This is a genomic window from Bradyrhizobium sp. (assembly GCF_049512235.1).
GTDB lineage: Bacteria > Pseudomonadota > Alphaproteobacteria > Rhizobiales > Xanthobacteraceae > Bradyrhizobium.
Genome location: NZ_JBEKXH010000402.1, coordinates 1 through 5,932, shown reverse-complemented (window position 1 = coordinate 5,932; position 5,932 = coordinate 1). Strand labels below are relative to the sequence as shown.

Here is a 5,932-nt window from a genome sequence, read left to right as displayed (position 1 = left end):
AAATCCCGGGCTGCCAAGGCGGGGGCGAAACAGGATCGATGGTCGCGAAGAAGCTCCGAATTGTGCCCGGCATGATACCGCCGTTATCGGGTCAAAAACCTAAATGCAAACGATAACGTTGCATTGAACGAAGTGCGCCTCGCGGCGTAACCTGTTCGGGGTAGGTCCACCTGGCAACAGAACGGCCATCGCCGCGTCAGCCTTCGGGCTGGCGCGGCTTTTATTTGAGCGGCCGCGTGGCTTGGTATCGAGGATCGGATCGCGACAGTGTCGTGCGGGCCCAAATGGAACTTGCCCCAGGGGTGTCCGACGGCGCTTGTCCTCGCGTAACAATGGCGGTCCGGCTGCGAAGACAGAGTGAGCCCACCAGAGGAGGATCACCCTATGTCGCGCCTTGTCTTGGCAATCGGAACCTCGGCACTCGGAATAGTCGCCGCTTTTTCTCCCGTCGCAGCCCCTGCCGCGGAACGTCCCGTCGTGGTCGAGTTGTTCACCTCGCAGGGGTGCAACTCCTGTCCGCCGGCCAATGCCTATCTCAATGAATTGTCCAAGGGCCGGAGCGACGTGCTGCCGCTCGCCTTCCACGTCACCTATTGGGACCGTCTGGGCTGGAAGGATCCGTTCTCGATGCAAGCCGCCACCGATCGTCAGGACCGCTATGGCCAACGCTTTGGCGATGGCTCCTATACGCCGGAGATCGTCGTCGACGGCTCGACCAGTGCCGTCGGTTCGCACCGCGGTGAGGTCGGATCGGCGATCGAAGCGGCCAAGCACAATGTCCGCACGGCGGCGGCCGTCAGCGTCACCAGAAATGGCGCCCAGGTGGCGATCGAGGTCGGTCCGGGCAGCGGCAGCGGCAAGGTATTGGTGATCGGCTTTGATCATGAACACACCACCCCGATCAGTCGCGGCGAGAACAGCGGCCGGACGTTGACCGAGAACAATGTCGTGCGATCGGTCCGATCGGTTGGCCAGTGGTCGGGTGCGCGGCTTCACATCAGCGAGCCCTTCCCGGAAGGGCAGGATGTCGCTGTCGTGCTGGAAGCGCCGGACGGTCAGATCGTCGGCGCGTCGCGGCTGGCAGGCGGTTCGACTTGATCGGCCACGCCGGGCCTCGCTGCTACAGTGGGTTGATGGATCATGACGTTCGCCCGCCTCTCGTGCCTCGTCTTGCTGTCCGCCGCATGCACCGCGGGGTCGGGCGCGGTTGCCTACGCAGCGGCCAGCGGCTGGGCCGGAGACCGTCATGTGGCGGTGCGTCTGATCACGACGGCGGACACGATCGGCACCAGCGCGACGCTCGATGCCGGGATCGAATTCCGGTTCGCCCGGGGTTGGCACGGCTATTGGCGCACGCCCGGAGATGCCGGGGTGGCGCCGATGATCGACTGGTCCGGCTCGGAAAACATCGCGCGCGAGGACCTTTCCTGGCCGGCGCCAACCCGCTTCGTCTCGGAGGCGTTGCAGACCAGTGGTTACGAAAACGACGTCGTTTTGCCGGTCAGATTATTTCTGAAGCAAACGGGTGTCCCCGTCCGGATTCATGTCTCCATCGTTCACGGCGGCTGCTCGGAGGTCTGTGTGCCATATCAGGCTGACCTCAGCTTGATGGTGCCACCGGGTGCCGGCGGGTCTTCCGCGGAAGCAGCCCTGATCGATGCTGCCCGGAACACCGTGCCGGGCCCGCCCGCCTCCGCCGGCATCGATGTCATCGCCGCGCGCGTCGCGGGGACAGCATCCGCTCCCGAGCTGGTCGTCGATCTGCAAAGCGAGGAACGGCCTTTCGTGCGGCCCGATCTTTTTGTCGAGGGCGCAGGCGATGGAATTCCCCCGGCACCCGAGGTCGCGCTCCAGGATGGCGGCAGAATTGCTCATCTCACCGTCCGGCTTTCGGCGTTACCGCCCGCCGGTCAGGCCCTGACCCTCACCTTGAAGGATCAGGATCGCTCCGCGGAATTCACCGTCGCTCCAAGATGAACGCGGTGGCGTTCGGCCCCGCGCGGCGGTCAAGCGACCGCCGCTGCCGCCGCGCGTCCGGCGTTGCGGCCTGAGAACAGGCAGCCGCCGAGAAAGGTGCCTTCCAGCGATCGGTAGCCGTGCATGCCGCCGCCGCCGAAGCCGGCCGCCTCGCCGGCGGCATAAAGCCCCGGCATGATCTTGCCGTCCTGGCCGAACACGCGGCCGTCGAGATCGGTCTCGAACCCGCCCAGCGTCTTGCGGGTCAGGATGTTGAGTTTCACCGCGATCAAGGGCCCGTGCGCGGGATCGAGAATCCGATGCGGTTTTGCGGTGCGGATCAGGCGGTCGCCGATATAGCGGCGCGCATTGTGGATGTTCATGACCTGGGTGTCCTTGACGAAGGCATTGGCGATCTCGCGGTCGCGCGCCTCGATCTGGGCTTTCAGGGCTTCGAGCTGGAGCAGGTGGTCGCCGCTCAGCACATTCATGGCGGCGACCAGATCGGCCAGATTGGTGCGCACGATGAAGTCCGCGCCGTGGCGTTTGAAGGCTTCGACCGGGGCCGGCGCGCCCTTGTTGGTGGCGCGCCGCGCCGTCATCAAAAAACTCTTGCCGGTGAGATCGGGATTCTGCTCCGAGCCGGACAGCGCGAATTCGCGTCTGATGATGCTTTGCGTCAGCACGAACCACGAATAATCGTAGCCGGTCTGCATGATGTAATGCAGCTGGCCGAGCGTGTCGGAGCCGGGAAACAACGGCGATGGCAGCCGCGCGCCCCTGGCGTCGAACCACAGAGATGATGGCCCCGGCAGGATGCGGATGCCGTGACGCGGCCAGATCGGCGACCAGTTCCTGACGCCCTCGACATAATGCCACATCCGGTCGCGGTTGATCAGCCGCGCGCCGGCGGCCTCACAGATGCCGATCATGCGGCCGTCGACATGCTCGGGGACGCCGGAGATCATGGATCGAGGCGCATGGCCAAGACGCTTCGGCCAGTTCTGCCGGACCAGATCATGGTTGCCGCCGATGCCGCCGGAGGCGACGACCACGGCTTGCGCATGCAGGGTGAAGTCGCCGGCAACCTGGCGCGAGCTGCTTTGGCCGCGCGCGACGTCATCAGGCGCGAGGATCGAACCGCTGACGCCGTCGACTTGACCGCCCGTGACCGTCAGCGCATCGACGCGGCGGCGGAATCTGAACGACAACAGGCCGCTCGCCTCGGCGTCGCGCGCCCGCCGTTCGAACGGTTCGACGATACCGGGCCCGGTGCCCCAGGTGACGTGAAAGCGCGGCACCGAATTGCCGTGGCTCATCGCATCATGACCGCCGCGCTCGGCCCAGCCGACCACCGGAAAGATCCGGTGGCCCATGGCGCGCAGCCAGCCGCGCTTCTCCGCCGTGGCGAACGCCACGTAGGCCTCGGCCCAGCGCCTGGGCCAAAGATCTTCATCGCGGTCGAAGCCGGCCGACCCCATCCAGTCCTGCAGGGCGAGCTCGTAACTGTCGTGGATGCCGAGCCGCCGCTGTTCGGGGCTGTCGACCAGAAATAATCCGCCGAGCGACCAGAAGGCCTGGCCGCCGAGATTTTGTTCGCCCTCCTGATCGACCACGAGGACGCGCTTGCCGGCATCGGCGATTTCGGTCGCGGCGACGAGGCCCGCGAGGCCCCCGCCGACCACGATTACATCAGCATCATCCGCCATGATGGTTCCGCCCCCGGCTTATTAACGCATGGCCCGCCGCGGCATGCCCTGGTCCAGCGTTTCCGAAGTTCTGATCATATCGACGCTTGCGATGCTGCGCTCCCTCTCCCGCTCTTCGCGGGGGAGGGCTGGGGTGGGGGAGGCTCCGGCGAAAATCCATCGATCGGGTATCGCGGCCACACCTGACCAACACCGCCGATGCCGCGCCCCCACCCCACCCTCCCCCGCGAAGAGCGGGAGAGGAGTGAGAGGCCGATGCCCGTGGCCTGAAACGATAGGTTTCATGGAATCGATTTCCACCAGGTCCGGCCGAGCCTGCCGGCGCCTTCGACGCGCGCCTGCGAATGAAGCCCGCGGCGTTGTGCACGGTCAACGGCAAAGGGAACTCTTTGCGCCGGCACACCAGCGGGACATTAAAATGCTGCATTTTTATTGCCTCCGTCGATAGTGCATCCCGTCTGCAACACTTGATTTGAATTTGTTTTGAAGGCCCTGCGCGTCTGGACAAAATCGCGATATCGCAACACGGTGGCGCACGTCTTGTATCACCCAAGACGATGAGATTCGGGTTCGACGGTTTAGACTGGGGCTGGACATGAAGCTTGTGACGGGGTTGCTCGCGGCGGTTCTCTTGTGGGCGGGGATGGGGGCGAGCCACGCGGTGGTTCGTATTGCCGAGGACCGCGGCGGCCGGATCGGCACCTATGTGGACAAATATCAGGGCCTGCGCAGTTCCGGCGAAACCGTCATCATCGACGGCCTGTGCGCCTCGGCCTGCACCATCGTCCTTGGCGCGGTTCCGCACGACAAGATCTGCGTGACGACGCATGCCAATCTCGGGTTCCATGCGGCCTGGGACTTCGGCGCCAACGGCCGGGCGATCACCAATCCCGAAGCAACACAGATGCTGTACTCGATGTATCCCTCGCCGGTGCGGCGTTGGATCGCCCAGCGCGGCGGGTTGACACCACACATGATTTTCCTGCGCGGCAAGCAGTTGCTGAGCATGTACCGTCCCTGCTATCTCGATGCCCAGGCTTCGGCCCCGCGGTAAACCCGCAATTTCCATCGGCACGGGCGTGATCCCTGACCGGCGCCCCCCTGCCTGGCGCTTGCCGAGCTGTGCGACAGGGCCTATTTGAACAGGGCCGCGGACGAATGGCGCCGCCGCTCGCCCAGGCCCGCTGACCGGGATGGTCGCGAAGGGATCGTCGCAAAATGGCTCAGCCCATTGCCACACCTCAGGAAATCCCAGCCGGGCTGAGCCCGCGCCGGGCCATGCCGGCGATCGTGGCAGGCTGTAGCGGTCTCGGCGCCGCCGTTCTGCTCGGCGCGTTGCTGCTCTGGTTCCACTACGGGACGGAGGTCTTCTTCGACACGGTTGTCTCCGGCCTTGCGGCCTGCTTCTGATCCGCATACCCCAGGGAAATTCACAATGGATCGAACCAAACGCCCGCTTGTCATCGTCGCAGCCTTTTCGGGAAGTCTGGTGGTCGGCCTTTTGCTGATGCTATGGGCGCTCGGCGGGTTGCGCACGGTGGCAGCGCCGGCCGCCATCGGCGGGCCGTTTCAACTGACCGACCAGGGCGGCCAGGCTGTAACCGAACAGAGCCTGCAGGGCCGTCCGACGCTGATTTTCTTCGGCTTTACCCATTGCCCCGACGTCTGTCCGACTTCGCTGTTCGAGATTTCCGAAGTGCTGCGGGCGATGGGCAAGGATGCCGATCGCGTTAACGCTTTTTTCATCTCCGTCGATCCCGAGCGCGACACCGCGGCAGCCATGAAAGATTATTTGTCGAGCTTCGATCCGCATCTGAAGGGCCTGACCGGCAGTCCCGATCAGGTGGCAAAAATCATTTCCGCCTACCGGGTCTATGCCCGGAAAGTCCCGCTCAAGGACGGCGACTACACCATGGATCACACCGCGCTGACCTACCTGATGGATCGTGACGGCAAGTTCGTCTCGCCGTTCAACCTCAATCGGAAGCCCGAGCAAGCCGCCGCCGATCTGGAGCATTACCTCTGAAGACGCATGTGTCGCGGCGGCGTGTCTCGGTCACGTTGAACCATTCCGGAAAGCTATCGCATCCAGGCTCGCGGTCCACTTCCCCCCCCCCCGCGCATCGCGCGTGGCGGGGAGGGGTCGGGGGTGGGGGGTAGCGCGGCGCACACCGAAGCGGCGGTTCCTGCTGATGGACCCCCCACCCCCGACCCCTCCCCACCGCTTCGCGGGGGGAGGGGAGAAGAAAACGGCGCCGGCGCACGCG

6 protein-coding genes and 1 other RNA gene are annotated in these 5,932 nt (G+C 65.0%); 6 read left to right on the top strand and 1 reads right to left on the bottom strand.

What is annotated here, in order from left to right:
• The 3 genes from ssrA to ABSG20_RS27555 all read left to right on the top strand — a co-directional run.
• Positions 1-193: a transfer-messenger RNA gene (gene ssrA, locus ABSG20_RS27565) on the top strand; the annotation flags it as partial.
• Between the two features lie 191 nt (positions 194-384).
• Entirely contained in the window at positions 385-1,098 is a 714-nt protein-coding gene (locus ABSG20_RS27560) for a DUF1223 domain-containing protein (RefSeq protein ID WP_423867640.1), read from the top strand.
• 42 nt (positions 1,099-1,140) lie between these two features.
• Complete coding sequence (locus ABSG20_RS27555; RefSeq protein WP_423867639.1) at positions 1,141-1,977, top strand: protein-disulfide reductase DsbD domain-containing protein; 837 nt, start codon at positions 1,141-1,143, stop codon at positions 1,975-1,977.
• Between the two features lie 29 nt (positions 1,978-2,006).
• Here ABSG20_RS27555 and ABSG20_RS27550 read toward each other — a convergent pair whose 3' ends face one another.
• Entirely contained in the window at positions 2,007-3,665 is a 1,659-nt protein-coding gene (locus tag ABSG20_RS27550) for an FAD-binding dehydrogenase (RefSeq protein ID WP_423867638.1), read from the bottom strand.
• Between the two features lie 595 nt (positions 3,666-4,260).
• Here ABSG20_RS27550 and ABSG20_RS27545 point away from each other — a divergent pair.
• The 3 genes from ABSG20_RS27545 to ABSG20_RS27535 all read left to right on the top strand — a co-directional run bounded on the left by ABSG20_RS27545 (position 4,261) and on the right by ABSG20_RS27535 (position 5,691).
• A complete protein-coding gene (locus ABSG20_RS27545; protein ID WP_423867637.1) occupies positions 4,261-4,719 on the top strand; it encodes a hypothetical protein in 459 nt (152 codons plus the stop codon).
• 164 nt (positions 4,720-4,883) lie between these two features.
• Complete coding sequence (locus ABSG20_RS27540) at positions 4,884-5,075, top strand: hypothetical protein (protein ID WP_423867636.1); 192 nt, start codon at positions 4,884-4,886, stop codon at positions 5,073-5,075.
• Positions 5,076-5,100: 25 nt separating this feature from the next.
• On the top strand, positions 5,101-5,691 hold the full coding sequence (locus tag ABSG20_RS27535; protein WP_423867635.1) for an SCO family protein: 591 nt from the start codon (positions 5,101-5,103) through the stop codon (positions 5,689-5,691).
• The last annotated feature ends 241 nt before the right edge of the window (positions 5,692-5,932 follow it).

Coding starts and splice junctions, on each gene's coding strand:
- ABSG20_RS27560 (WP_423867640.1), top strand. CDS start 385: ATGTCGCGCCTTGTCTTGGCAATCGGAACCTCGGCACTCGGAATAGTC.
- ABSG20_RS27555 (WP_423867639.1), top strand. CDS start 1,141: ATGACGTTCGCCCGCCTCTCGTGCCTCGTCTTGCTGTCCGCCGCATGC.
- ABSG20_RS27550 (WP_423867638.1), bottom strand. CDS start 3,665: ATGGCGGATGATGCTGATGTAATCGTGGTCGGCGGGGGCCTCGCGGGC.
- ABSG20_RS27545 (WP_423867637.1), top strand. CDS start 4,261: ATGAAGCTTGTGACGGGGTTGCTCGCGGCGGTTCTCTTGTGGGCGGGG.
- ABSG20_RS27540 (WP_423867636.1), top strand. CDS start 4,884: ATGGCTCAGCCCATTGCCACACCTCAGGAAATCCCAGCCGGGCTGAGC.
- ABSG20_RS27535 (WP_423867635.1), top strand. CDS start 5,101: ATGGATCGAACCAAACGCCCGCTTGTCATCGTCGCAGCCTTTTCGGGA.